This window comes from Blastococcus saxobsidens (assembly GCF_010682065.1).
Lineage (GTDB): Bacteria > Actinomycetota > Actinomycetes > Mycobacteriales > Geodermatophilaceae > Blastococcus > Blastococcus saxobsidens_B.
The window spans coordinates 69061-91862 of the sequence record NZ_JAAGWG010000015.1 but is presented as its reverse complement, the minus strand read 5'-3'; the positions used below and the strand labels follow the sequence as shown (position 1 = coordinate 91862).

General features: G+C 73.7%; 21 protein-coding genes. 8 read left to right on the top strand and 13 right to left on the bottom strand.

Annotated features, from left to right (window positions below; all coding sequences use genetic code 11):
• Positions 1-3: 3 nt before the first annotated feature.
• Genes GCU60_RS11735 through GCU60_RS11725 form a run of 3 tightly spaced genes read right to left on the bottom strand, consistent with a single transcriptional unit; the run spans position 4 to position 3481 of the window.
• Positions 4-1167 (bottom strand): CPBP family intramembrane glutamic endopeptidase, encoded by a 1164-nt coding sequence (locus tag GCU60_RS11735; RefSeq protein ID WP_163205375.1) that lies wholly within the window; start codon positions 1165-1167, stop codon positions 4-6.
• Positions 1164-2672, bottom strand: coding sequence for a glutamate--tRNA ligase (gltX, locus tag GCU60_RS11730; RefSeq protein WP_163205373.1), 1509 nt, complete (start codon positions 2670-2672; stop codon positions 1164-1166). Before gltX ends, GCU60_RS11735 begins: the two co-directional genes overlap by 4 nt.
• A complete protein-coding gene (locus GCU60_RS11725) occupies positions 2669-3481 on the bottom strand; it encodes a fumarylacetoacetate hydrolase family protein (RefSeq protein WP_163205371.1) in 813 nt (270 codons plus the stop codon). The genes gltX and GCU60_RS11725 overlap by 4 nt, the downstream gene beginning before the upstream one ends.
• A gap of 55 nt (positions 3482-3536) precedes the next feature.
• Between GCU60_RS11725 and GCU60_RS11720 the strand changes: the two genes are divergently transcribed.
• The 3 genes from GCU60_RS11720 to GCU60_RS11710 all read left to right on the top strand — a co-directional run bounded on the left by GCU60_RS11720 (position 3537) and on the right by GCU60_RS11710 (position 5077).
• Positions 3537-3950: a VOC family protein gene (locus tag GCU60_RS11720; protein ID WP_163205369.1), complete on the top strand. Its 414-nt coding sequence runs from the start codon at positions 3537-3539 to the stop codon at positions 3948-3950.
• Between the two features lie 66 nt (positions 3951-4016).
• Complete coding sequence (locus GCU60_RS11715; RefSeq protein WP_163205367.1) at positions 4017-4343, top strand: putative quinol monooxygenase; 327 nt, start codon at positions 4017-4019, stop codon at positions 4341-4343.
• Positions 4344-4348: 5 nt separating this feature from the next.
• The gene (locus tag GCU60_RS11710; protein ID WP_163205365.1) at positions 4349-5077 is read left to right on the top strand and encodes a glutamine amidotransferase; all 729 of its coding nucleotides are present in this window, start codon (positions 4349-4351) and stop codon (positions 5075-5077) included.
• 10 nt (positions 5078-5087) lie between these two features.
• On the opposite strand, the gene GCU60_RS11705 is transcribed toward GCU60_RS11710, so the two are convergent.
• Both GCU60_RS11705 and cimA read right to left on the bottom strand, forming a co-directional pair.
• A complete protein-coding gene (locus GCU60_RS11705) occupies positions 5088-5636 on the bottom strand; it encodes a hypothetical protein (protein WP_163205363.1) in 549 nt (182 codons plus the stop codon).
• A 15-nt stretch (positions 5637-5651) separates the two neighbouring features.
• The gene (gene cimA, locus GCU60_RS11700) at positions 5652-7235 is read right to left on the bottom strand and encodes a citramalate synthase (protein ID WP_163205361.1); all 1584 of its coding nucleotides are present in this window, start codon (positions 7233-7235) and stop codon (positions 5652-5654) included.
• Between the two features lie 178 nt (positions 7236-7413).
• Here cimA and GCU60_RS11695 point away from each other — a divergent pair, with 178 nt between their 5' ends.
• Positions 7414-7815 (top strand): hypothetical protein, encoded by a 402-nt coding sequence (locus tag GCU60_RS11695; protein ID WP_163205359.1) that lies wholly within the window; start codon positions 7414-7416, stop codon positions 7813-7815.
• A gap of 1 nt (position 7816) precedes the next feature.
• On the opposite strand, the gene GCU60_RS11690 is transcribed toward GCU60_RS11695, so the two are convergent.
• Positions 7817-8839 (bottom strand): 3-isopropylmalate dehydrogenase, encoded by a 1023-nt coding sequence (locus GCU60_RS11690; protein WP_163205357.1) that lies wholly within the window; start codon positions 8837-8839, stop codon positions 7817-7819.
• Between the two features lie 16 nt (positions 8840-8855).
• Positions 8856-10457: a phosphoglycerate dehydrogenase gene (gene serA, locus GCU60_RS11685; RefSeq protein ID WP_163205355.1), complete on the bottom strand. Its 1602-nt coding sequence runs from the start codon at positions 10455-10457 to the stop codon at positions 8856-8858.
• Between the two features lie 144 nt (positions 10458-10601).
• On the opposite strand from serA, the gene GCU60_RS19890 reads away from it, so the two are divergent.
• Positions 10602-11330: a hypothetical protein gene (locus GCU60_RS19890; protein ID WP_204261878.1), complete on the top strand. Its 729-nt coding sequence runs from the start codon at positions 10602-10604 to the stop codon at positions 11328-11330.
• A 103-nt stretch (positions 11331-11433) separates the two neighbouring features.
• Positions 11434-12114, top strand: coding sequence for a hypothetical protein (locus GCU60_RS19885; RefSeq protein ID WP_204261877.1), 681 nt, complete (start codon positions 11434-11436; stop codon positions 12112-12114).
• A gap of 87 nt (positions 12115-12201) precedes the next feature.
• Here the strand turns inward: GCU60_RS19885 and ilvC are convergent, their stop codons facing one another.
• The 5 genes from ilvC to ilvD form a co-directional block, all read right to left on the bottom strand.
• Entirely contained in the window at positions 12202-13230 is a 1029-nt protein-coding gene (gene ilvC / locus GCU60_RS11670) for a ketol-acid reductoisomerase (protein WP_163205353.1), read from the bottom strand.
• A gap of 70 nt (positions 13231-13300) precedes the next feature.
• Positions 13301-13828 (bottom strand): acetolactate synthase small subunit, encoded by a 528-nt coding sequence (ilvN, locus tag GCU60_RS11665; protein ID WP_014377556.1) that lies wholly within the window; start codon positions 13826-13828, stop codon positions 13301-13303.
• Positions 13828-15711, bottom strand: coding sequence for an acetolactate synthase large subunit (locus GCU60_RS11660; RefSeq protein ID WP_163205351.1), 1884 nt, complete (start codon positions 15709-15711; stop codon positions 13828-13830). The genes ilvN and GCU60_RS11660 overlap by 1 nt, the downstream gene beginning before the upstream one ends.
• Before the next feature lie 233 nt (positions 15712-15944).
• Positions 15945-18725 (bottom strand): EAL domain-containing protein, encoded by a 2781-nt coding sequence (locus GCU60_RS11655; protein ID WP_163205349.1) that lies wholly within the window; start codon positions 18723-18725, stop codon positions 15945-15947.
• 65 nt (positions 18726-18790) lie between these two features.
• On the bottom strand, positions 18791-20515 hold the full coding sequence (gene ilvD / locus GCU60_RS11650; protein WP_163205347.1) for a dihydroxy-acid dehydratase: 1725 nt from the start codon (positions 20513-20515) through the stop codon (positions 18791-18793).
• 83 nt (positions 20516-20598) lie between these two features.
• On the opposite strand from ilvD, the gene GCU60_RS11645 reads away from it, so the two are divergent.
• A complete protein-coding gene (locus GCU60_RS11645) occupies positions 20599-21414 on the top strand; it encodes a helix-turn-helix transcriptional regulator (protein WP_345770547.1) in 816 nt (271 codons plus the stop codon).
• 23 nt (positions 21415-21437) lie between these two features.
• Positions 21438-21833 carry a PH domain-containing protein gene (locus GCU60_RS11640; protein ID WP_345770546.1) on the top strand — a complete coding sequence of 132 codons (396 nt, stop codon included), beginning with the start codon at positions 21438-21440 and terminating at the stop codon, positions 21831-21833.
• Here GCU60_RS11640 and GCU60_RS11635 read toward each other — a convergent pair.
• Positions 21827-22774: a 2-hydroxyacid dehydrogenase gene (locus GCU60_RS11635; protein ID WP_345770545.1), complete on the bottom strand. Its 948-nt coding sequence runs from the start codon at positions 22772-22774 to the stop codon at positions 21827-21829. The genes GCU60_RS11640 and GCU60_RS11635 overlap by 7 nt on opposite strands.
• Between the last annotated feature and the right edge of the window lie 28 nt (positions 22775-22802).

Here is a 22802-nt window from a genome sequence, read left to right as displayed (position 1 = left end):
GGGTCAGGCGGCCGGGTCCGGGGCCGCTGCGGCCGGCCGCAGCCACGGGGGACGCAGGTCCTGGGCCTCGGTGCGCCGCTCGGGACGGGCCCTCCTCGCCCACCAGGCCACCGCCGCCACGTAGCCGGCCATGCCCAGCACGCCGAACGCGAGCGACGCCAGGCCGGCACCCTCGGGCACCTCGCCCATGGCGATGACGTCCTCGCCCAGCAACCCGGCCAGGACGAACAGCAGCACGTTGTTGACCGCGTGCAGCACGATCGCGGCCTCCAGGCCCCCGGTCAGCCACACCACAGCCGAGGCCGCCAGCGCGAAGAAGAACCGGTCCAGGAAGGTCGGCAGGTCCGGTGGCAGGTGGGCCAGCGAGAAGAGCGTTCCGGTGACGACGGCGGCCAGCACCGCCCCCACCGACGGCCTGCGCACCCAGCCGGCGATCGCCTGGCTGAGGTAGCCGCGGAACAGGTACTCCTCCGCGGCCGACTGCAGCGGGGTGGTGAGCAGGACGACGACGAGCAGCCAGCCCCAGCCGGGGATCGGCCCCTCCACCTGCCCCTCCCCCGCGGTGAGGTCGAACGCCACGCCGGCGGCGATGACGAGCCCGAGGGTGGCCAGGGCGAGGAGGGTGAGCCGCGGCAGCAGCCGCCATCGCAGCCTGGCCAGGACCGAGGAGGACCAGCCCGGCCGCATCCCGTGCGCCACGGCCCAGGCCAGCCACACGACCGGGATGGCCACGACCAGGGCGCCGTTGGTGACCAGCAGGACCGCGGGATCGAGCAGGTCGTCCATCGTCAGGTCGGGGCTGATGCCGGTGAGCAGGCCCAGCACCCCGACGACCGCGCTGGCCACGCCGAAGACCACCGCGAGCAGCAGCAGCCCCACCAGCGGACGCCACCACGCCCAGTCGCGGGCCCGCATGGCCCGCAGGAAGGGCTGCGGCTCGTCGTGCGGGGGCGTGCCCGGCGGCGGCGCCCAGACCACCTGCGGCGGCCACGGCCCGGGCTGGGGCACCCACGGGCCCTGCTGCGGCCAGGCCGCCCCCTGCGGTGGCCACGGCGCCGGCTGCGGCCACGGCGCGGGAGGCAGCTGGTCCGGCCCGGGCCGCAGGGTCGGCGGCGGACCGGCGTACCGCTCGTCGTCCGGTCGCGCGCCGGCCCCCGGCGGAATCATGCCGCGGTCGCCACCTCGCGGGCCGCGACCAGCCGGGCCAGCGTCCGCTCCCGGCCCAGCAGCTCCATCGACTCGTAGAGCGGCGGCGAGACCGTCCGCCCGCTGACCGCGACCCGCACCGGCCCGAACGCCTGCCGCGGCTTGCGGCCCAGGCCCTCGACCAGGGAGTCCTTCAGCGCCTGCTCGATCGCCGGGGTGGTCCACTCGGCCAGCTCCCGCAGGGCGGTGGTCGCCGCGTCCAGCACCTCGACCGCCGCCTCGCCGGACAGCTGCTTGTCCGCCGCGGCCGGATCGATCTGCACCTCGTCGACGAAGAGGAAGCCCAGCAGCCCGACCGCCTCGGAGAGCACGACCATGCGCTCCTGGGCCATCGGTGCGATGGCCTCCAGGACCGCGGCCTGCTCCGCCGTCGGCGGGTCGGTGACCAGGCCCGCCTGGGCCAGGTAGGGCACCACGCGGTCGGTGAACTCCGCCACCGGCAGCGCGCGGAGGTGCGTGGCGTTGATCGCCTCGGCCTTCTTCAGGTCGAAGCGCGCCGGGTTGGCGCTGACCCGGGTGATGTCGAAGGCCTCGACGAGCTCGGCGGTGGAGAAGACGTCACGGTCCTCGGCGATCGACCAGCCGAGCAGGGAGAGGTAGTTGACCAGCCCCTCGGGCAGGAAGCCCCGCTCGCGGTAGACGTCCAGGTTCGACGTGGGGTCGCGCTTGGAGAGCTTCTTGGTGCCCTCGCCGGTCACCAGCGGCAGGTGCCCGAAGCGGGGGGTGACCGAGGCGACGCCGATGTCGGTGAGCGCCGCGTAGAGGGCCAGCTGCCGGGGCGTGGAGGGCAGCAGGTCCTCACCGCGGAGCACGTCGGTGATGCCCATGAGGGCGTCGTCCACCGGGTTGACGAACGGGTAGAGCGGGGCGCCGTTGCCGCGCACCAGCACGAAGTCGGGCACCGCACCGGCCGCGAACCGCACCTCGCCGCGGACCAGGTCGGTCCAGACCAGGTCCTCGTCGGGCATGCGCAGCCGGAGCACCGGGGAGCGGCCCTCGTCGCGCAAGGCGGCCTTCTGCGCATCGGTCAGCAAGCGGTCGTGGTTGTCGTACCCGAGCTTCGGGTCCTGGCCGGCCGCCCGACGGCGGGCGTCGACCTCCTCGTTGGTGGAGAAGGACTCGTAGGCATGACCCGACTCGAGCAGCTTGGCGGCCACCTCGCGGTAGACGTCGTGCCGCTCGGACTGGCGGTAGGGCCCGTGGGGACCGCCCACCTCGGGGCCCTCGTCCCAGTCCAGCCCGAGCCAGCGCAGGCTGTCGAGCAGGTGGCGATAGGACTCCTCGGAGTCGCGCGCGGCATCGGTGTCCTCGATGCGGAAGACGAACGTGCCGCCGTGGTGCCGGGCGTGCGCCCAGTTGAACAGCGCCGTCCGGACGAGCCCGACGTGGACCAGGCCGGTGGGCGACGGGCAGAACCGGGTGCGCGGGCTCGTCGTCGGGGCGGTGGGCGGGGTCGGGGCCGTCACCGGGCCGCGCCCGCGGTGGAGACCGGGTCGGCGTCGCTGACCGAGTTGGTCAGGGTGCCCAGCCCCTGGATCGAGCACTCGACCTGCTGACCGGGGCGGATCGGGCCGACGCCGGCGGGCGTGCCGGTGAGGACGACGTCACCGGGCAGCAGCGTCATGACCCGCGAGATGTGCGAGATCAGGGTCGGGATGCCGAAGAGCAGCTGGCTGGTGCGCCCGTGCTGCCGCGGCTCGCCGTCGACGGTGCAGGTGACCTCGAGGTCGGTGGCGTCCAGGCCGAGCCCGGGCAGGTCGGTCTCGATCCACGGCCCCAGCGGGCAGAACGAGTCGAAGCCCTTGGCCCGGGTCCACTGGCCGTCGTTGCGCTGCATGTCGCGCTCGGTGACGTCGTTGCCGATCGTGTAGCCGAAGACGCTGCTCAGCGCCTGCTCCGGCGTGACGTTCCGGGCGCCACGGGCCCCGATCACGACCGCGAGCTCCGCCTCGTGGTGGACGTTGGTGCTGCCCGGCGGGATGCGGATGGCGTCACCCGGGCCGATCACCGACGTGGAGGGCTTGAGGAACAGCAGGGGCTCCTTCGGAGCGTCCCCGGTGTTCATCTCCTTCACGTGGTCGGCGTAGTTCTTGCCGACGCACACCACCTTGCTCGGCAGGATCGGCGAGAGCAGCCGGATGTCGGCCTGCGCGAAGCGCGTGCCGGTGAAGTTGATCTGGCCGAAGGGGTGGCCCTCGATCTGGGCGATCTGGCCGTCCCCGTCGAGGACGCCGAAGGACATTCCCTGAGGGGAGGCAAAACGGACGATGCGCACGAGCCGAGGTTAGTCGGCGGGCGGGCGGGCGGCTCCCGGCCTACCGTTCCGGCTCATGGCATGCCGTTTCTCCGAGCTGGTCGTCGACAGCCGCGACCCCGGATCGCTCGCCGCCTTCTGGGCGGCGGTGCTCGACTACGAGGTCCTCGGCGACGAGGACGGCGCCATCGAGATCGGCCCCGCCTCGGGCTTCGGTGGCCCCGCCCCGACGCTGGTGTTCGCCCCCGTCACCGACCCGACCCCCGGGAAGGTGCGGCTGCACATCGATCTGAACCCGACCGACCGCGACCAGGACGCCGAGCTGCAGCGGCTGCTCGACCTCGGTGCCACCCCTGTCGAGGTCGGCCAGACCGGCGACGAGGGCTGGCACGTGCTGGCCGACCCCGAGGGCAACGAGTTCTGCCTGCTGCGCACACGGCTGCCCTCCGGGCAGCAACCGCGGCCAGGTGCCGTCCCCCCGTCGGGCTGAGCCGTCCGTCACCCCTGCGCGGAGCCCTCCGGGCCCCACTCGGGGTGACAGAGCAGAATCGATTCCATGATCCTGATCGTCGTGAAGTTCCCCGTCCGTCCCGAGCGCGCCGACGAGTGGACCGGCCTGGCCGCCGACTACGCCAACGCGGTCAACGCCGAGGAGGGCTCGCTGTTCTTCGAGTGGTCCCGGAGCCTGGAGGAGCCGAACACGTTCGTCTGCGTCGAGGGCTTCCGCGACTCCGAGGCCGGTGCCGCGCACGTGGGCACCGACGCCTTCAAGCGGTTCGTCGAGCAGGCCCCGGAGCTGGTGTCGGCGCAGCCGCAGATCATCTACGTGGACGCGCCGGAGGTCTCCGGCTGGGGACCCATGGGCGAGATCCAGCCGCGCTGACCCGCGTGCGCCCCTTCCTGCTGCTCTCCTCCCGACCGGAGGACGAGGCGGCCGACGAGGAGTACGCCTCGTTCCTGCGGTTCACCGGGCTGCCCGCCGACCGGCTGCACCGGATCCGCCTGGAGGCCGGTCCGCTGCCCGAGCTGGACCTCGACGACTTCGCCGGGGTGATGCTGGGCGGTGGGCCGTTCAACTCCAGCGACGCCGACGAGGACAAGTCCCCCGTCCAGCTGCGGGTGGAGCGGGACGTCGGCGGTCTGCTCGACCGGATCGTGGCGAGGGACCTGCCCTTCTTCGGCGCCTGCTACGGCATCGGCACGCTCGGGACCCACCAGGGCGGCGTCGTCGACCGCACCTACGGCGAGCCGGTGTCCGTGGTCGAGGTGACCCTCACGCCGGAGGGCAGCAGCGATCCCCTGCTCGCGGGCGTGCCCGCGCGGTTCGAGGCGTTCGTCGGCCACAAGGAGGCCTGCCGGCTCCTGCCCCCGCACGCGGTGCTGCTGGCCTCGTCGCCGACCTGCCCGGTGCAGATGTTCAGGGTGGGCGAGAACGTCTACGCCACCCAGTTCCACCCCGAGCTCGACGTCCCCGGGATCGTGCAGCGGGTGCGGATCTACCAGCACGCCGGCTACTTCCCGCCCTCGGAGGTCGAGGCGGTCATCGCCCGGCTGACGCCCGCGGTGGTGACCCACCCCGGGCGCCTGCTGGCGAACTTCGTCGCCCGCTACGGCTGAGCCGCACCGCTCAGCGCGACCACGGGGCCCGGCGGCGCCGCTGCCGTACGGGCGGCTCGGCCGGTGTTGCTGCGGCGAGCGCCTCGTAACGGCGCAGCAGCTCGCCGAGCAGGCCCTCGTACTGCCGCCGGTCGAAGCTGTACGTGGACAGTGGTCCGTACTCGTCCGGCGCAGGAACGAACTCCTCGAAGTCCACCTGCCAGCCGACGTCCCGCCAGTGCACCGCGTCGATCTCGATGACCAGGCTCGCAGCGAGCGCTCGACAGTTGATGTCCTGATCGACCGCGCAGACCAGCAGGGCGACGCGACCGTCCCCGAAGTCCGGGGTTCCGTCCCCGAGCAGCGCTCTCAGACCGGCAACAGCCGCTCGAGGCGCCTCCGGCCACAGCCGGGTCAGCTCGGACGGGAGGTCCGGCACCCCCCAGCGGTCGGCCACCAAGCGACGCAACGGGACACCGTCGATGGTCCAGTCCTCGAAGGCGGAGTCGCGCTCCGCCGGTCGCCGCTCCCACAGGTCGACCGTCCGGGTCACCGCAGCAGTGGTGCCCAGCTCGTGCACCGGTGACATCTCCCGCTACGGCTGAGGACGGCGCAGGACGGCGTAGGTGAGCGCGTCGACGAGCGCGTGCCAGGAGGCCTCGACGATGTTGGCGTGCACCCCGACGGTGGTCCACTCCCCCGTCCCGTCGGTCGTGTCGATGAGCACCCGGGTCGTCGCGCTCGTGCCGCCCTTCCAGCCGAGGATGCGGACCTTGTAGTCGGCCAGGGAGACGTCGGCCAGCTGCGGGTAGCGGTGCACCAGGGCCTGGCGCAGCGCGTTGTCCAGCGCATTGACCGGACCGTTGCCCTCGCCGGTGCTGATGATCCGCTCGCCGTCGACGTGCACCTTCACCGTCGCCTCGCTGACCACCACGCCGTTGCCCCAGTGCTCGACGGAGGTCTTGTAGCTCTCCAGCTCGAACAGCGGCGGAGGCGCGTCGGGCAGCTGGGCCCGCAGCAGCAGCTCGAAGGAGGCGTCGGCGGCCTCGAACGACCAGCCGTCGGCCTCCAGCACCTTCACCTGGTCGACGACCCGGCCGATCGCGTCGGTCTGCCCGGCGAGATCCACTCCCAGCTCGCGACCCTTGAGCTCCACCGAGGCCCGGCCGGCCATCTCGGTGACCAGGATGCGCATGTCGTTGCCGACGACGGCGGGGTCCAGGTGGTTGTAGAGCTCGGGGCTCACCTTGATCGCGCTGGCGTGCAGCCCGGCCTTGTGCGCGAACGCCGACGCCCCGACGAAGGGCTGGTGCTCGTCGGGGGCGATGTTGGCGAGCTCGGCGATGGCGTGGCTGACCCGCTGCAGCTCCGGCAGGCACCCGGCCGGCACCGCGGGCACGCCCATCTTGGTGACGAGGTTGGCGATCAGCGCGAAGGTGTCGGCGTTCCCGGCCCGCTCGCCGTAGCCGTTCGCCGTCCCCTGCACGTGCGTCACCCCGGCCTCGACCGCGGCCAGCGTGTTGGCGACCGCGCAGCCGGTGTCGTCCTGGCAGTGGATGCCGAGCTGCCCGATGACCCGTGAGCGCACGTCGGCGACCACCCGCCCGACGCCCATCGGCAGCATCCCGCCGTTGGTGTCGCACAGGACCCCCACCTCGGCCCCCGCGGCGAACGCCGTCTCCAGCACCCGCACCCCGTAGTCGCGGTCGGCGGCGTACCCGTCGAAGAAGTGCTCGCAGTCGAGGAAGACCCTCCGTCCCTGGGCGACGAGGAAGGCCACCGTGTCCGACACCATGGCCAGGTTCTCCTCCGGCGTGGTCCGCAGCGCCTCGCGGACGTGCCGGACGTCGGACTTGGCGACCAGGCACACGACCGACGTCCCGGCGTCGAGCAGGGCGCGGACCTGGAGGTCCTCCTCCACCCGGACGCCGGCCTTCCGGGTCGACCCGAAGGCGACCAGCTGGGCGTGCTCGAGCTGCAGCTCGGTGCGCGCCCGGGCGAAGAACTCGGTGTCCTTGGGCAGCGCACCCGGCCAGCCGCCCTCGATGAACCCGACCCCGATCTCGTCCAGCAACCGCGCCACCGCCAGCTTGTCGGCGACCGAGTAGCTGACACCCTCCCGCTGGGCGCCGTCGCGCAGCGTGGTGTCGAAGACGTGGAAGTCGGTGGAGGTGCTCACGGTGTCTCCCGGGAGTAACGGCCGGCCCGACAACGAAAAAGACCCCCCGGGTACGGGAGGTCTGCGCGCAGTCGGGGAGGGAACTGCGCGCTAGGCGATGATGATCGTGCCGGTGGGGTGCATCGCGACGAGTAAATCACGGGCGGCCCCCGGCCCACCCCTGGCAGGCTGCCCCCTCGTGATCCCGCCCGACTGGACCCCCGTGCACCGCGCCGACGGCGAGCAGGTGGGCTGGCTGTGCGCCGACGGCGTCCCCGGCCCGGCGCTGCCGCTGCTGCTCACCGGCACCCCGCTGACGGGTCCCCGGCCGCGCGACGAGGCCGCGGCCCTGCTGCGGCAGCGCGGGCTGGCCGCGCTGGACCGGCGCTGGTGGGCGCGGCTGCCCGAGCCGCTGCCCGCCGGGACCTTCGCGGCCGGGGAACCGGGCGAGGACTGGACCTGGCAGCCGGTGCTGCTGGTGGAGTCCTCCCCCACCGGCTGCACGGTGCGCCCCGAGTGGCCTGCCCCCGGGCAGACCGGTCGGGCGCTGCTGCCCGTGCCGGTCGCCGGTCTGCTCGTCGAGGAGCCGCCCGAGGGGTGACTCAGCCGCCGGCGAGGGCGGCCAGGCGGTCGCCGACGTCGGTGGTGCGGATCGGAGCCTGCGGGTCACGCGTGGACAGGTCGAAGGCCACCGCGGCGTCGACCTTCCGCGCCTGCTCGGTGCGACCGAGGTGCTGGAGGAGCAGCCCGACCGACAGCACCGTGGCGGTGGGGTCGGCGATGCCCTGGCCGGCGATGTCCGGGGCCGAGCCGTGCACCGGCTCGAACATGCTCGGGTTCGTGCCGGACGCGTCGAGGTTGCCGCTGGCGGCCAGGCCGATGCCACCGGTCACCGCGGCCGCGATGTCGGTGACGATGTCGCCGAACAGGTTGTCGGTGACGATGACGTCGTAGCGGCCCGGGTCGGTGATGAAGAACATCGAGGCGGCGTCCACGTGCTGGTAGGCGACGGTGACCTCGGGGAACTCCACCGACACCTCCTCCACGGTGCGCGACCACAGGCCACCGGCGTGGGTGAGCACGTTGGTCTTGTGGATCAGCGTGAGGTGCTTGCGGGGGCGCGCCGTGGCCCGCTCGAAGGCGTACCGGACCACGCGCTCGACGCCGAACGCGGTGTTCAGGCTGACCTCGGTCGCTACCTCGTGCGGGGTGTCCTTGCGCAGGACGCCGCCGTTGCCCACGTAGGGCCCCTCGGTGCCCTCCCGCACGCACAGCATGTCGATCGGGCCGGGCGCGGCCAGCGGGCTGCGCACGCCGTCGAACAGCCGCGCCGGGCGCAGGTTCACGTGGTGGTCGAGCTCGAAGCGCAGCCGCAGCAGCAGCCCCCGCTCGAGGATGCCCGGGGGCACGCCGGGGTCGCCGATCGCGCCGAGCAGGATCGCGTCGTGCTGGCGGAGCTCGTCGACCACGGTGTCGGGCAGCAGCTCACCGGTGCGCTGCCACCGGGTCGCACCGAGGTCGTACGGGGTGGTCTCCAGGTCTGGGGCGACCGCGCTCAGGACCTTGAGTCCCTCCGCCACCACCTCGGGACCGATGCCGTCTCCAGGGATCACAGCCAGGCGCATGGGAAGGGACCCTAGGTCAGAGCGTCGTGAGGTCGGCCGCCCGGGCTGCCCGCGCGCCGATGCGCCCGGCGATCGCGTCGAGCAGTTCGGGGGCGACGGGGCCGTCGACGGTGACCGCCATCAGCGCCTCGCCGTCCTCCGACGCCGGGCTCACCTGGGCACCGGCGATGTTGATCCCGGCCTCGCCCAGCGCCGCGCCGACGGCCCCCACGACACCCGGCCGGTCGGCGTAGGTGAAGAACAGCAGGTTGCCCGACGCCGCGAGGTCGATCTCGAACCCGGCCACCTCGGTCAGCCGCGGCACCTGGTTCTTGCCGAAGAGCGTCCCCGACACCGCCACCGCCCGACCGTCGGCCATGGCGCCGCGCAGCGTGATCAGGTTCCGGTAGGTGGGGCTGTCGGTGTCGCTGGTGAGGGCGACGTCCAGCCCGCGCTGCTCGGCGAGCAGCGGCGCGTTGACGTAGGTGACCTGCTCCTCGACGACGTCGGAGAAGATGCCCTTGAGGGCGGCCAGCTGGAGCACCGAGGCGTCGAACTCGGCCAGCTTGCCGCGGACGTCGACGGTCACCGACTGCGCCAGCCCGCCGGCGACCGCGGTGAAGACGCGGCCCAGCTTCTCGGCCAGCGGGAGCCCCGGCCGCACGTCCTCAGCGACCACGCCGCCGGCCTGCACGTTCACCGCGTCGGGCACGAACTCGCCCTGGAGCGCCAGCCGCACGGAGCGCGCCACGGCGGTGCCGGCCTTGTCCTGCGCCTCGGTCGTCGAGGCGCCCAGGTGCGGGGTGACGACGGTGTTGGGCAGCCCGAACAGCGGGCTGTCGGTGGTCGGCTCGGTGGCGTAGACGTCGAGGCCTGCCGCGCCCACCTGGCCCGAGCGCAGCGCGTCGGCCAGCGCCACCTCGTCCACCAGGCCGCCGCGGGCGGCGTTGACGATGATCACGCCCCGCTTGGTCATCGCCAGCTGCTCGGCCCCGATCAGACCCAGGGTCTCGGGGGTCTTGGGCAGGTGGATGGAGATGAAGTCCGACTCGCGGAGCAGCTCCTCCAGCGAGACCAGCCGGACGCCGAGCTGGGCGGCGCGGCCGGGCTGGATGTAGGGGTCGTAGGCGATGAGCTCGACGCCGAATGCGGCCAGCCGCTGCGCGAACAGGACGCCGATCCGGCCGAGACCGACGACGCCGACGGTCTTCTCGGTGACCTCGACGCCCATGAACTTCGAGCGCTTCCACTGGCCCTCGCGCAGGGTCGCGTCGGCGGCGGGGATCTGGCGGGCGGCGGCGAGCAGCAGGGCGACGGCGTGCTCGGCGGCGCTGACGATGTTCGACGTCGGCGCGTTGACCACCATGACGCCGCGCTCGGTGGCGGCGGCGACGTCGACGTTGTCCAGGCCGATGCCGGCGCGGGCGACCACCTTGAGGTTCGGTGCGGCCGCGAGCGCCTCGGCGTCGATCTGCGTCGCGCTGCGGATCATCACCGCCGCGGCATCGGCGAGGGCCGGGAGCAGCGCGGCCCGGTCGGCGCCGTCGACGTGCCGGATCTCGACGTCGGTTCCGAGCACCTCGAGCACGCTCGGGGCCAGTTCTTCGGCGATCAGGACGACGGGCGCGGTCGTGGTCACGGGTCCACAGCCTAGGTCGGGGGCGGCGGCCCACTCCCGCCGCCCGGGGCGGAAGCTGCGGCCGGTCGGCTTGCCCGCCCGTGAGCGGCCCGGACATGCTGATCTGCGACCGCACCGCACGACCGGTGCCGACCGGAGGGAAGCATGAGCCAGTCCGACGATCCGGGCCGCCCGGACAACCCTCAGCACACCCCGGGGCAGCCCCCCTACGGCCAGCCCCAGTACGGCCAGCCCCAGTACGGCCGGCCCCAGTACGGCCAGCCGCCCCAGGGCCAGCCCCCGTACGGCCAGCAGCCCTACGGTCAGCCCCAGTACGGCCAGCCCGCGTACGGCCAGCCCCAGTACGGCCAGCCGCCCTACGGCCAGGACCCCTTCGGGCAAGGGGGTCAGTACGCGTCCATCGGCACGCCCAGCCGGCCGGCCGCCGTCATCGTCGCCGCCGTGTTCGGGCTGATCTTCGCTGCCCTGGGTCTGCTCACCGCCCTGGTGCTCGTCGTCGGCGGGGCGGAGTTCCTGGAGTTCGAGGAACAGTTCGGCGGTCAGCTGAGCAGCGAGGAGCGGAGCGCGGCCACGGCCGGCATCGTCGTGGCCGGCGTCGTGTTCGGCCTGTACACCGTGCTCATGGCCTGGGGCTCGATCCTGGCGCTCACCGGACGCACCCGCGTGGTCCTGATCGTGGGCGGATCCCTGTCGATCGCCTTCACCGCGTTCGTCCTGCTCGGCACCCTGGGCGCTGGTGATCCGGCCGGCGCGCTGTTCGTGCTGCTGGGCTTCGCCGCCGCCGTCGCGATCGTCGTGCTGCTCTGCCTGCGTCCGGCGGCCGACTTCTACGCCGCGCACCGGGCCCGCCGCACCGGTCGCTGGACCGGGTGATCGCCGCACCCCGCCCTGCCCCACCCACGGATCGGTGTGACGATCCGTGCGATCCGCCTCGGTGGCCACCACGGGCCGCCGACGACCTGGAGGACGCAGCACCATGTCCAGCCCGACCAACGGTTCCGACCCCGACCAGCCGCAGGGCGGTTCACCGCAGCCCGGGTGGGGGCCGCCCCCGCCGCAGGGCCAGCCGCCGTCCCAGGGCTACGGCCAGCAGCCCGGCTACGGCCAGCAGCCCGGCCAGCCCCAGTACGGCCAGCCTCCCTACGGCCAGCAGCCCGGCTACGGCCAGCCGCAGTACGGACAGCCCCAGTACGGACAGCAGCCGTACGGCCAGCAGCCCGGCTACGGTGCCGCGCCCGGCTGGCCCGGCTCCGCTCCGACCAAGCGCCCGGGCACGGTGACCGGCGCCGCGGTCACCGCCATCATCATCGGTGCCCTCACCGCACTGCTCAACCTGCTCGGGCTCGCCGCGGCCGACAGCTTCGACGTCGAGCTGACCACCGGTGACGTGCTGCTCGGCCTCCTGGCCGTCGCCGCGGGCGTCGCGCTCGTGGTCGGCGGCATCCAGGTGCTGCGCGGCGCCGCCCCGCAGATCCTGCTGTACGCCGCCTACTTCACCGCAGCGGTGTGGCTCATCGGCCTCGTCGTGGGGCTGGCGCAGGGCCTCGGCCTGGGCGGCGCCGGGCTGCTCCTCATCGTGGGACCGGCGGTCATCATCTCGCTGCTGCGCGGCCAGGCCGCCCAGCAGTGGTACGCGAGCCGCCCCAGCGGCTCCTGACCCGGCGGCTCCTCACCCGGCCGAGACCCCGGCACGACGACGGCCCCCGCTCCCATCGAGGGAGCGGGGGCCGTCGTCTGCTGCGGATCAGCTGCGGGCGGCGGTACCGGTGTAGTCGTCCGAGGCCGAGACCCAGCTCATGAGGCCGCGCAGCTTGCGCCCGGTCTCCTCGATCGGGTGCGCCTCGGCGGCGGCGCGCTTGGCCTTGAAGTCCGGGGCGCCGGCGTCCTGGTCGGCGATGAAGGCGGCGGCCCACGAGCCGTCCTTGATCGCGGCCAGGACCTCGCCCATCGACTCCTTGACGCGGGCGTCGATGACCTTCGGGCCCGAGGTGTAGTCGCCGTACTCGGCGGTGTCGGACACCGACCAGCGCTGCTTGGCGATCCCGCCCTCGTACATGAGGTCCACGATCAGCTTGAGCTCGTGGAGGCACTCGAAGTAGGCGACCTCGGGCTGGTAGCCGGCCTCGGTGAGGGTCTCGAACCCGGCGGTGATCAGCGCGCTGGCGCCGCCGCAGAGCACGGCCTGCTCGCCGAACAGGTCGGTCTCGGTCTCCTCGGCGAAGGTCGTCTTGATGACGCCGGCCCGGGTGCCGCCGATGGCCGCGGCGTAGGACAGCGCCAGGGACAGCGCGTTGCCGCCGGCGTCCTGCTCGACTGCGACGAGGCAGGGCACGCCCTTGCCGTTCTCGAACTCGCGGCGCACCAGGTGACCGGGGCCCTTGGGGGCGACCATCGCGACGTCCACACCGGCCGGGGGCTTGATGTAGCCGAACCGGATGTTGAAGCCGTGGCCGAAGAACAGCGCGTCGCCGTCCTGCAGGTTCGGCTCGACCGACTCCGCGTACAGCGTCCGCTGCACGTGGTCCGGCGCCAGGATCATGATCAGGTCGGCCTCGGCGGACGCCTCGGCGGGCGTGACCACGCGCAGGCCCTCGGCCTCGGCCTTGGCCCGGCTCTTGCTGCCCTCGGGGAGGCCGACGCGGACGTCGACACCCGAGTCGCGCAGGGACAGCGCGTGCGCGTGCCCCTGGCTGCCGTACCCCAGGACGGCGACCGTGCGCCCCTGGATGATCGAGAGGTCGGCGTCGTCGTCGTAGAAGATCTCGGCGGCCATGCGGTGGTGCTCTCCTTCTGTCGGTGGAAGGGCCAAAGTGGCCATATCGGCCCTGGACGGGCCGGGTGGTTCAGGCGGTGCGCTCGACCGGGCGCAAGGTACCGGCGCCCGACATCGCCCGCGGGCCCCGGCCCAGGGCGACGGTGCCGGACTGGGCCATCTCCTTGATGCCGAGCGGCGCGAGCACCGCCAGCAGGGCCTGCAGCTTGTCCGGGGTGCCGGTGGCCTCGAGCGTCACTGTGTCGGGGTTGACGTCGATGACCCGCGCCCGGAACAGCTCGGCGGTCTGCAGCACCTGGGTGCGCTCGGCCATGGCAGCGCGGACCTTGACCAGCAGCAGCTCGCGCTGGACGGCGGCCCCGCCGTCCAGCTCGACGATCTTGATGATCTCGATGAGCTTGTTCAGCTGCTTGGTGATCTGCTCCAGCGGCTGGCTCTCCGCGTCGACCACGATCGTCATGCGGGACAGGTCGGGGTTCTCGGTGGGCCCGACGGCCAGGGACTCGATGTTGAACCCGCGCCGGCTGAACAGCGCCGAGACGCGGGCCAGGACACCGGACTTGTTCTCGACGAGCACCGACAAGGTGTGGCGCGACATCAGACCTGGCCCTCTCCGAAGACGGGCCGCACGTCGCGCGCGGCCAGGATCGCGTCGTTGCTCGCACCGGCGGCCACCATCGGCCAGACCTGCGCGTCGGCGCCCACCACGAAGTCGATGACGACGGGCGCGTCCGTGATGGCCATGGCCTTCTCGATGACGGCGTCCACGTCGTCCTTGCTCTCGCAGCGCAGGCCGACGCACCCCAGCGCCTCGGCCAGCGCCACGAAGTCGGGGATGCGCACCGGCTTGGGCGTCCCGTCGGCGTTGCGCGCATGCAGCTTGGTGTTGGAGTAGCGGCCCTCGTAGAAGAGGGTCTGCCACTGCCGGACCATGCCGAGGTTGCCGTTGTTGATGACGGCGACCTTGATCGGGATGCCCTCGATGGCGCAGGTGGCCAGCTCCTGGTTGGTCATCTGGAAGCAGCCGTCGCCGTCGATGGCCCACACCGTGGTCTCCGGGCAGCCGTACTTGGCCCCCATCGCGGCCGGCACGGCGTAGCCCATGGTGCCCAGCCCGCCGCTGTTGAGCCAGGTGCCCGGCTTCTCGTACTTGATGAACTGCGCGGCCCACATCTGGTGCTGGCCGACGCCGGAGGTGTAGATCGCGTCGGGGCCGGCGATCGCGCCGAGCCGCTCGATGACGTACTGCGGCGACAGCGTGCCGTCCTCCGGCCAGTCGTAGCCCAGCGGGTAGCGGTCCCGCCAGTCGTCCAGCTGCTCCCACCAGGCGGCGAGGTCGGGGGTGCGGCCGGCGGCGTGCTCGGCGCGCAGCGCCTCGACCAGCTGGGCGATCGTCTCCTTGGCGTCGCCCACGATCGGGACGTCGGCCTTGCGGTTCTTGCCGATCTCGGCGGGGTCGATGTCGGCGTGCACGACGAGGGCGTCGGGCGCGAAGCTCGACAGCTCGCCGGTGACGCGGTCGTCGAACCGGGCGCCCAGGGCGACCAGCACGTCGGCCTTCTGCAGCGCTGTCACCGCCGCCACCGTGCCGTGCATGCCCGGCATCCCCAGGTGCTGGGGGCTGCTGTCGGGGAAGGCGCCCCGGGCCATGAGGGTGGTGACCACCGGAGCGCCGGTCAGCTCGGCCAGCTCGGCCAGCTCCTCGCTCGCGCCGGCCTTGAGCACGCCGCCACCGACGTAGAGGACCGGGCGGGAGGCACCGGCGATGAGGGTCGCCGCCTCGCGCACCTGCTTGCCGTGCGGCCGCGTGGTCGGCTTGTAGCCGGGCAGATCCATCCGCGGCGGCCAGGAGAAGTCCGTCGTGGCCTGCAGCACGTCCTTGGGGACGTCGACCAGCACGGGCCCGGGCCGGCCCGTGGACGCCAGGTGGAACGCCTCGGCGATCCGCTGCGGGATCTCGGCGGCGTCGGTGACCAGGAAGTTGTGCTTGGTGACCGGCATCGTGATGCCGCGGATGTCCGCCTCCTGGAAGGCGTCGGTGCCGATGGCGCCGCTGGGCACCTGGCCGGTGATCGCCACGACCGGCACCGAGTCCATGTAGGCGTCGGCCAGCGGCGTCACCAGGTTGGTGGCGCCGGGGCCCGAGGTGGCCATGCAGACGCCGACCCGGCCGGTGGCCTGCGCGTAGCCGGTCGCCGCGTGCCCGGCGCCCTGCTCGTGGCGGACCAGCACGTGGTGCACCAACGAGTCGAACAGCGGGTCGTAGAGCGGGAGGATCGCCCCGCCCGGGATGCCGAAGACCACGTCCACGCCGACGGCCTCGAGGGACCGGACGAGGCTCTGCGCCCCGGTGATCCCGGTGGCCGGCTGGGCGGCGGCCTCTGCCGTCGACCGGGCGGTGGTCTCGACGCCGGTCAGGGCAGCGGCCGCCTCGCGGGTGGCTGCCTCGGAGTCCGGGGCCTGGTTCGTGCTGGTCGTCATCGCGCGGTCTCCTGTGCCTTGCGGCGTGGTACGGGCTGGTGCGGCAATCAGCGTGCTCGCTGTGCGGCAGGTCACGGCCAACAAAAAACCCCTCGTGCCACGGGCACGAAGGGTCAGCGCGTCGGTCGGTGACCGGACGCGCTACGCGAGTACGAGGACGCCGCTGGTGCGGGCGTCTGCGGGCATGCTGGTGCGAGGCACTCCGACAGAGTGCGCCTACCCGAGGCGGGACGTCAACCGACCTGTCCCACCATGTGGACACCCTTGTCCAGATCTGCTCCGCTCACGTCCAGCACGGCCGGGTCGAAGGAGTCCAGCAGCGCGCGCAGGTCCGCGAAGGACATCGGCCGGCCGAACAGGTAGCCCTGCAGGAAGCGGCAGTCCATCGTCCGCAGCTCGGCCAGCTGCGCCTCGGTCTCCACGCCCTCGGCGACGACGTCCATGCCCAGGGTCCGGCCGAGCTCCACGACGCTGGCCACCAGGGCGCGACCGCGGGGGCCCTCATCGATGCCGGCCACGAACTCCGTGTCCATCTTCAGCACCTGCACGGGCAGCCGCGCGAGGTAGGCCAGCGAGGACCAGCCCCGGCCGAAGTCGTCGAGGGCGAGCACGACGCCCATCCCCCGCAGCGTCTCCAGGTCGCTGAGCAGCGCGTCCTGCGTGTCCAGCAGCACCGACTCGGTCAGCTCCAGCACCAGCTTGCCCGGCGGGAGCTGCACCGCGGCCAGCGCCGCGGCGACGTCGGGGGCCAGGCAACCGGCCTGCAGGTGGCGCACCGAGACGTTGACGCCCATCTGGACGTCCCAGCCGTCGGCGAGCAGCACCGCGGCGTGCCGGACCGCGACGTCGAGCACCCAGCGCTGCAGCGGGACGATGAGGCCGTCCTCCTCCGCCAGGTGGATGAACTCGTCGGGCGGCACGGTCCCCAGCAGCGGGTGGTCCCACCGGACGAGGGCCTCCAGCCCCAGCACGCGCCGGTCGTGCACGCCGACGACGGGCTGGTAGACGACGCGCAGCTGCCCCTCCTCAAGCGCCGCCGGCAGGTCCCGGGCGAGCCGGGTGCGGCGGCCGATCGCGGCGTCGATCGCCTCGCCGGACGAGCGCACGCAGCGCTTCCCCGCAGCCTTCGCCGCCCGCAGCGCCAGGTCGGCCTGGCGGACGACGGCCGGCACGTTCCCGGAGCCGTCGATCTCGGCCAGCCCGATGCTGCCCGAGACCGCGAACAGCGGGCCGTTCCCGTCGTCGCCCGGGGTCGATGCCCGGAACGATCGGTCCAGCGCGACGACCAGCCGCTCGGCCAGGCCCATCGCCTCGTCGGGCCCGCCCGGCACCAGCAGGGCGAACTCGTCGCCGCCGAGCCGGGCCACCAGGTCCTGCTCCCGGGCTCCGGCGCGAAGCTGGTCGGCGACCTGCACGAGCAGCCGGTCACCGGCGTCGTGGCCGGCCACGTCGTTGACCGCCTTGAAGCCGTCGAGGTCGACGAGCAGCACGCAGCCGGGGTCACCGTCGGTGGCGCGTGCGAGGGCCTCCTCCAGGGCGGCCATGAAGCGGGCCCGGTTGGGCAGCCCGGTGAGGTAGTCGGTGTAGGCCATCCGCTCCAGCTCGCGCTGGTTGGACCGCCGGGCGGTCACGTCCCGCAGGTGGAGCACCAGCCCCTCGCGCAGCGCCGTGCCCGGCACCCCGGCACGCGCCGCCCCGGCGACCTCCACGTCCCGCTCCTCGCCGTCGCCGGTGCGCAGCCGGACCGTGGGGGCGGACGCCTGCGCGGCGCCGACGTCGGCGACGACCCGCGCGAGGACCTCCCGGTCGGCGGGGTGGAGCAGGTCGGCCAGCCGGCGACCGGTGAGGTCGTCGGCGTGCCAGCCCAGCTGCCCCTGGACGGCACCGGAGAGCCAGCGCACGTGGCCGCCGTCGTCCAGGACGACCGTGACGTCCTCCGCGCTGGCCGCCAGGGCGCGGAAGTAGGCCTCGGTCTGCGCCAGCCGGCGCGTCAACCGGGCGCCGTCGACCGCCCAGAGCAGGCCCCGCGCCGACGTCAGGGCGATCACCAGGCCGGTGAGGACCTGCCCGGAGGTGGTGAAGGTGTGCCCGGCGCTGAGCACCAGGACCACCATGGCGGACACGCCGTAGGCCGTCCCGTGGCTGACCACGAGGCCGAAGAGGGCGGGGGTCGAGGGCTCCTCGGGGCGCGCCACCGGCGCACCCGGATCGCTGTCCACGGCGCGGACGCCGGCGGCGGCCATGCCCGTCCAGGCCAGGATGGTCAGCACGCCGGAGGCCTCGAGCCCGACGACGTTGGCCAGCGCGCCGGAGACGGCGACGACGACGAGGGCCGCCATCGCGACGAGCAGCCACACGGCGGCCCGCCGGCGGGAGCGGTCGGCACGGGAGACGGTGATCAGCCCGACGCCGCAGAGCAACGCCCCCGAGACGGGGTACCCCACGACCAGCAGGGCGCCGACCACACCGGAGCTGTGGGCCATGGCGTCGGAGAGCACCACGACGCCCACCAGCACGACGGCGGTCAGCACGATCGCGCCGTCCAGGAGCTCGCGCACGCCGGGGCGGCGACCCGCCCTCGAGGGCATCAGGAGCAGGCACGTCGCGAGCGCGAGGGGCACGCAGGCGACCTGCGGCAGCTGGGCCCAGCCGCTCAGCTCCCCGTTCGCGGGGTCGACCAGGGCGATCAGCTGACCGAGCGTCAGCAGGGCGGCGACGGAGGCCAGCGCCCGCCACGGCCGGCGGGACCGGGGGTCCAGCCGCTTCCCGTGCCGGGCGACGACGACCGCCGCGACGGCGGAGGCCACCGCGAGCAGCGCGGGGAAGAGCCGGGACGCCTCCGTGCCGAGCACGGCGCGCAGCGCCACTGCCAGCACGGCGAGCACGGCCAGCAGGCAGTACGCGACCGCCGACTCGCGCCGCGACCGCGGGTCGCGGACGCCGGGCAGAGGGAGCACGGGCACCGGCCGCCGGGGCGCGCCCCGGACGGGCACGCCGGTCTCCCCAGTGGTCACGGGTCTGTGGTCGGCACCCCCGGCACCGGCGACGAGCCGTCACCGGTGCCGGTCACCCCAAGGGGTCAGCCGCAGATCGCGCCCTTCGCCGCCGACCCGACCAGCTTGGCGTACTTGCCGAGGACACCGGTCGTGTAGCGGGGCGCCAGCGGTTGCCAGCCGACCGCGCGCTCGGCCAGCTCGGCGTCGTCGACCAGCAGGTCGAGGGTCCGGGTGGTCAGGTCCAGCCGGATGCGGTCGCCGTCGCGGACGAACGCGATCGGGCCGCCGTCCGTGGCCTCCGGCGCGACGTGACCGATGCACAGCCCCGTCGTCCCGCCGGAGAAGCGACCGTCGGTGAGCAGCAGGACGTCCTTGCCCAGACCCGCGCCCTTGATCGCGCCCGTGACCGCGAGCATCTCGCGCATCCCCGGCCCGCCGCGCGGGCCCTCGTAGCGGATCACCACGACGTCACCGGGGTTCAGCGTGCCCTCGGTGACGGCGTCCATCGCCCCCTGCTCGCCGTCGAAGACCCGGGCGGTGCCCTCGAAGACGTCGGCGTCGAAACCGGCCGACTTCACGACCGCGCCCTCCGGCGCCAGCGACCCGCGCAGGACCGACAGCCCACCGGTCCGGTGGATCGGGTCGTTCATCGCGTGGATGATCGCGCCGTCGGGGTCCGGCGGGGCGATCTCGGCCAGGTTCTCGGCCATGGTCTTCCCGGTCACGGTGAGCACGTCGCCGTGCAGCAGCCCGGCGTCGAGCAGCGCGCGCAGCACCACGGGGACGCCGCCGATGCGGTCCACGTCGGTCATGACGAAGCGGCCGAAGGGCTTCACGTCGGCCAGGAGCGGCGTCCGGTCACCGATCCGGTTGAAGTCCTCGAGCTCGAGGTCCACCTGCGCCTCGTGCGCGATCGCCATCAGGTGCAGGACGGCGTTGGTCGAGCCGCCCAGGGCCATGACGACGGTGATCGCGTTCTCGAACGCCTTCTTCGTCATGATCTGGCGCGCGGTGATGCCCTTGTGGAGCAGGTTCACGACCGCCTCACCGGAGGCGACCGCGTAGTCGTCGCGGCGGCTGTCCGGGGCCGGCGGGGCGGCGCTGCCGGGCAGGGCCATGCCGAGCGCCTCGGCGACGCTGGCCATCGTGTTGGCGGTGTACATGCCGCCGCAGGAACCCTGACCGGGGCAGGCGGCCTTCTCGATCGCGGTCAGCTCGTCGCGGGTGATGAGCCCGCGCGCGCAGGCGCCGACGGCCTCGAAGACGTCGATGATCGTGAGGTCGCGGTCGCCCAGCTTGCCCGGCATCGTCGAGCCCGAGTAGAGGAAGACGCTGGCCAGGTCCAGGCGGGCCGCGGCCATGAGCATGCCGGGCAGCGACTTGTCGCAGCCGGCCAGCAGCACCGAGCCGTCGAGCCGCTCGGCGAACATGACGGTCTCCACCGAGTCGGCGATGACCTCGCGGGAGACCAGCGAGGCGCGCATGCCCTCGTGCCCCATGGAGATGCCGTCGGAGACGGAGATGGTGCCGAACTCCATCGGGAAGCCGCCGGCGGCGCGGACGCCGTCCTTGGCCCGCTTGGCCAGCCGGTCCAGCGACAGGTTGCAGGGGGTGATCTCGTTCCAGGACGAGGCGACGCCGATCTGCGGCTTGACCATGTCCTCGTCACCCATGCCGACGGCGCGGAGCATGGCGCGGGCGGGGGCCTTGGCGTCCCCGTCGGTCACCTCGTAGCTGCGCGGCTTGAGCGGACTGCGCGTCGCGCTGGCGGAGTCGTTGCCCGGGATGAGGTCCTCGCCGATCGTCACGGGTGGGAATGCTAGGCCGGTTCGCGGCGGGCATCCGGGGCGGGCTGATACTGGTATCGATACCACCACCGAGAGGACGCGCCGTGACCGCCACAGCCCGCCGGGAGCTGGCCGAGTTCCTCGGCTCCCGCCGCCGCCAGGTGTCGCCCGCGTCGGTGGGTCTGGTCGCGGGCGGCAACCGCCGCACACCGGGGCTGCGCCGGGAGGAGGTCGCGCTGCTCGCCGGGGTGAGCCACACCTGGTACACGTGGCTCGAGCAGGGCCGCGACATCCACCCCTCCCGGCAGGTGGTGGACGCCCTCGCCCGGACGCTGCGGCTGTCGCCGGCCGAACACGAGTACGTGCTGCGGCTGGCCGGCCACGGCGGCGCACCTGCGGAGCGGTCGTCGGAGGCCGTGCCCGCCCACCTGCAGCGGCTGATGGACGCCCTCGGCCCCTCGCCCGCCTACGCGATCACCTCGAGCTGGTCGATCGTGGGGTGGAACCGGGCCTACGAGCGCCTCTACCCCGGCGTCGCCGCCGCCGCGGACCGGAACCTGCTGTGGGCCGTGTTCACCGATCCCGCCGTCCGGGACCTGCTCGGCGACTGGGAGACCGACAGCCGACGGTTCCTCACCCAGTTCCGCGCGGAGGTCGGTCCGCGGCTGGCCGATCCCGGGGTCGTGGATCTGGTCACCCGGCTGCAGGAGGCCAGTCCCAGCTTCCGCGAGGGGTGGGCCAGCCGGGACGTGGACCGGTTCAGCTCCACCGAGCGGCGTTTCGAGCACCCCGTCGTCGGCACCCTGGTGCTGGAGCACCACCAGGTGACCCCCGCCGACGCCCCCGGCGTCCAGGTGGTCGTCTACACCGCCGTCGACGGCACCGGCACGGCGGCGAAGCTGTCCCGGCTCTCCGGGTGAGGGGTCTGGGAGGATCGGTGGTCGTGGACTCCCCCGCCCGCCTGCGGATGACCCGCACCGCCCTCTTCCCCGTGGCGCTGCTGGCGCTCTGCGTGGTCCCGCTGGCCTTCGCCGCCCCCTGGACGCCGGTGCTGCTGCTCGTCCCGGTGGTGATCGGGGTGTGGGTGCTGCGCACCGGCGTCGACATCTCGGCCGACGGCCTGGCGATCCAGGCGCTCGTCGGCCGCCGGACCGTGCCGTGGACCGAGGTCGCCGGGATCCGGGTCGCCCGCCGGGGCGAGCTCTGGCTGGTGACGACGGCGGGGACCGAGCTGCGGTTGCCGGTGATCCGGGCGCGCGACCTGCCCCGCCTCGCCGAGCTCTCGGGCGGCCGCCTCGAGGTGCCGGCTCCCCCTGCGCGGCCGGCGCCCCCTCAGTAGTCGCCGACGACGTTCTGCAGCGGCTCGCCCGCGAGGACCCGGCGGACCTGCGCGGTGACCGCCTCGGCCGCCCGCTCGTTGGTCGCGGGCACCGCGCCACCGACGTGCGGGGTGAGCAGCAGCCCGGGCGCCGACCACAGCGGGTGCTCCGCGGGCAGCGGCTCGGGATCGGTCACGTCGAGCGCGGCGCGCAGCCGGCCGGTCGACAGCTCGGCCACGAGTGCGTCGGTGTCGACGACCACGCCCCGGGCGGCGTTGACCAGCAGCGCGCCGTCGGGCATCGCGGCGAGGAAGCCGGCATCGACCAGGCCGGTGGTCTGCGGCGTCACGGGCACGAGGAGGACCACGACGTCGGCGTGCGGCAGCAGGGCCGGCAGGTCGTCGATCGCCTCGACGCCCTCCCGGGCGGTGCGCGCCACGTAGGTCAGCTGCACGTCGAACCCGGCCAGCATCCGCCCGACGGCGCGGCCGATGTCCCCGGCGCCGACGACGAGGACGCGGGCCCCGACCAGCGACCGGTGCGTGGCGGCGGACCAGCGGCGCGCGTCCTGCTCGCGCACGAAGGACGGCAGCCCGCGCTGCGCGGCGAGCGTGGCGGCCAGCACCCACTCGGCGGTCGACGGCGTGTGCGCGCCGCGGGCGTTGCACAGCAGCACCCCCTCGGGAAGCCGGCCGACGAACCGCTCGGCGCCCGCGGTGAGCAGCTGCACGACCTGCAGCCGGGGCAGCGCCGCGAAGAAGGCGTCGTCGGGCAGCCGGCCACCGACCGACCGGGGCACCCACATCCGGGCCAGCGCCGCCCCGCCCTCGGGTGGACCGTCGTCGGGACCCGTGCGGTGGGCGCGCACCCGCGGCGAGACCGACTCCACGGCGGCGGCCAGACCGCGCGAGGGCACGAGCACGTGCAGTGTCTCGTCGGGGGCGAGGTCGAGGATCGTCACCCGCCCAACCTAGGAACTCCCCCGCGAG